4 protein-coding genes are annotated in these 2,776 nt (G+C 64.6%); 1 reads left to right on the forward strand and 3 read right to left on the reverse strand.

Annotated features, from left to right (window positions below; translation table 11 throughout):
• The coding region (locus IEY36_RS30280) for a DDE-type integrase/transposase/recombinase (protein ID WP_188974037.1) at positions 1-649 on the forward strand (649 nt) is incomplete at its 5' end.
• 40 nt (positions 650-689) lie between these two features.
• Here the strand turns inward: IEY36_RS30280 and IEY36_RS30285 are convergent.
• The 3 genes from IEY36_RS30285 to IEY36_RS30295 all read right to left on the reverse strand — a co-directional run bounded on the left by IEY36_RS30285 (position 690) and on the right by IEY36_RS30295 (position 2,101).
• Entirely contained in the window at positions 690-1,139 is a 450-nt protein-coding gene (locus tag IEY36_RS30285; protein ID WP_188974038.1) for a hypothetical protein, read from the reverse strand.
• 6 nt (positions 1,140-1,145) lie between these two features.
• Positions 1,146-1,460 carry a DUF883 family protein gene (locus IEY36_RS30290; RefSeq protein WP_188974040.1) on the reverse strand — a complete coding sequence of 105 codons (315 nt, stop codon included), beginning with the start codon at positions 1,458-1,460 and terminating at the stop codon, positions 1,146-1,148.
• A 71-nt stretch (positions 1,461-1,531) separates the two neighbouring features.
• Positions 1,532-2,101, reverse strand: coding sequence for a lipid-binding SYLF domain-containing protein (locus IEY36_RS30295; protein ID WP_188974042.1), 570 nt, complete (start codon positions 2,099-2,101; stop codon positions 1,532-1,534).
• Between the last annotated feature and the right edge of the window lie 675 nt (positions 2,102-2,776).

A 2,776-nucleotide genomic window follows, 5' to 3' on the forward strand; every position in this document is an offset into this window, starting at 1 on the left:
CGGGCTGCCGCCGCTCAATCACAAGCGCGTCTTTCGCCTCATGCGCCAGGCTTCATTGCTGCTGCAGCCCCACACCGGCAGGCCCGCCTTCCGCGCTCACGAGGGCACCGTCATCGCACCCTGCTCCAACCAGCGCTGGTCCTCCGATGGCTTCGAGATCCCCTGCTGGAACGGCGAGGTCGTGCGCGTCGCCTTCGCCATCGACACCCACGACCGTGAGGTCATGGCCTGGGTCGCCACCTCCGGCGGCGGCATCAGCGGCGAGATGATCCGCGACATGATGCTCGACTGCGTCGAGCGCAGGTTCGATGCCCTGCGCGCGCCGCAGCCCGTGCAGTGGCTGGCCGACAACGGCTCCGCCTACACCGCAGGCGAGACCATCGACTTCGCCGTCGCGCTGAACCTCGTCGCCTGCTTCACGCCCGTCCGCAGCCCCGAAAGCAACGGCGTCTGCGAGGCCTTCGTGAAGACCTTCAAGCGCGACTATGCCCGTGTGAACCCCAGGCCCGATGCCATCTCCGTCCTGCAGCGCCTCGCCGCATGGTTCGAGGACTACAACACCATCCACCCTCACAGCGGCTTGCGCATGCGCTCGCCCCGTGAGTTCATCGCTGCGCAGTCAGTAACCCACGCCGCTTGTCCGGTTTGATGGGGGCAACTCCAGGCAGGACGACCTTCGAACGCCGAACCTACTTGCCAGCCCGTCTGCCCGCGAAGAATCCGCCGATAAGCGAGACAGCGAGAAGCTCCATCGGCGTCAGGTCTCGCCCCAACCGCAGCGCCGCGATCAGCGCCGCCTGATCCTGCGCGTTTCCGGCCTCACCGAGTGACCGCAGCAGCAGTTCGAGGTCTTCGGGGGCTGCCGGCGCCCGAGCCTCATGGTGCGAGGTTCGGGCATGCCAGCGCGCCAGGACAATGCCCGCGATGATCGCGACCATCCCGTAGGAAACCGAAATCACCAGCGCGGCGAAGACTGGCCCCTCCGACGCGGCGAAATGCGTATAGGCGGCGAATGTCGCGAAGCCGAGGCTGACGACCGCCATCAGCGCGACAAGCTCGGCGGCAACCACGCCGAGCAGGAAGTCGCGCGGGCGCCAATCACCCGCCGCGACCAAGAGACGATACAGCCCTCGGAACATGGGCAATCAGTGCCGCGAGCGGGTCATCATGCCAAGGGCCATCCCGACAGCGAAGGTGATCAGCATGGCCGTCATCGGATTGCGCTCGATGGTGGCCTCGATCTCCCCGCCTACCGCGTTGACGCGTGACCTTACGTCGGCGGCCGTACCGGCGAACCTGGTCTTCGCGTCGTCAACTGCATCGGAGACGCGTTGCCCGGCGCCCAGCGCCTCGTTCCGCAGCAGGGCACTGATGGATTCGGTGAGGCGTGCAACGTCCTGCCGCAGCGAAGCCAAGTCCGCCGCGATGTCTTCGGTGGTGCCTTCGGAAGTCTTGGTCATGGAAATCTCCAGCCGTCGAGACGCCGCATTAGCCCTCTCCTGATGCCGCCGACACCGGCGGAGGTGAGTGGTCAATCCGGCTGAATACGCGTGATCTTCGAACCATTGAGCGCGAGGGAGGCCATTAGCCCCTGCTGGCTGAAACTTAGCGCGTAAACCGGTTCGCTCAGCGTCGTTGAGGTGATGTTAGCCTGCAAGCCCTGGTCGACCGCCACGACCGTCGGGCCGGTGCCAATCTCCCAGCCATTCGCGGCGTTGAGCGCGGCAAGCGCCGCATCCGTCATGAAGAACATGGCCAGGCCGGCGACCTGTGCGCCGATCGTGAAGCCAAAGGATGCTCCGGCGATGTTGTAGTAGCCGAGCGTGCGTTCGCCCGCGATGAGTGCGCCCTGGCCGTACTGGCCGCCAACAATGAAGCCGCCACTGAGAATGCGCGGAAATATGAGGATGGATTTGGCTCCGGCGAACAGTGGGCGGGTGTTTGCCTGCGCGCGAAGGGTGCGCAACGCGCTCGCTACCTCGCTATCAATCTCAGCACGCGTAGCGGCATGGGCCTTACGCGGCGCCACGGTCAGCAAGATGGGACCGATGGCGATCGGAGCGCCCCAGGGAAGCAGGTGGCGGCGGGTGATCTGGGTCATGACGTCCTCCTGGCAGACGGCGCGGTGCCCCATTCGATTGACAGGGTCGAGGCTTGGTATCCATCCCAACAACACGCCGCGAGCGCTGCGGACGTTGCGTTCACGCGGTTCATTAGGGGGAAATTCGTAGACCTCTTTGCTTTCGGATGCCATGCGATAGATCAAGCTTCGCGGCTGCTCAGGCATCGTCGCTGGACTGTTGTCCAAAGCGTTGCGGGCCCTGAACCGCCGAGCAGCCGTGCTGACGGGTCGCGCTGCAGTTAACTCACCGTCCCGCAATGGGCGGGACTTCGGCTTTCCTCCTCAACCCTGCGCGTGTCAGCGAAGGCCAAGAAACCCCAGGATGAAGAGTACGATCACCACGGCTCCGACGATGTAGACGATGTTGTTCATGACCGATCCTCCTGTGCTGGCGCGCTGCGCCCCTCGCGCTGAAGAAGTTTTTGCCTGGGCGGTCGGAAGTCGCGGCAGTTTACGTCCGCCGCGAGGAAAGTGTGGAAGCCGACCAGCAGCGCCACGAGTTGCGTGTTAAGGCTCGCCGATCTCCGTGCTTGCCGTACTAATCCAACGCAACCTCATGGCGCAGTGTCAACTGGACACCTCCAGAAACTCTGATTTTTGGGGGGGCGTGACCGTTGATCGGTGCGTGTTCGTCCGCTGTGCGGCGGGATCACA

It is taken from the genome of Neoroseomonas lacus, from assembly GCF_014644535.1.
GTDB classification, from domain to species: Bacteria; Pseudomonadota; Alphaproteobacteria; order Acetobacterales; family Acetobacteraceae; genus Neoroseomonas; species Neoroseomonas lacus.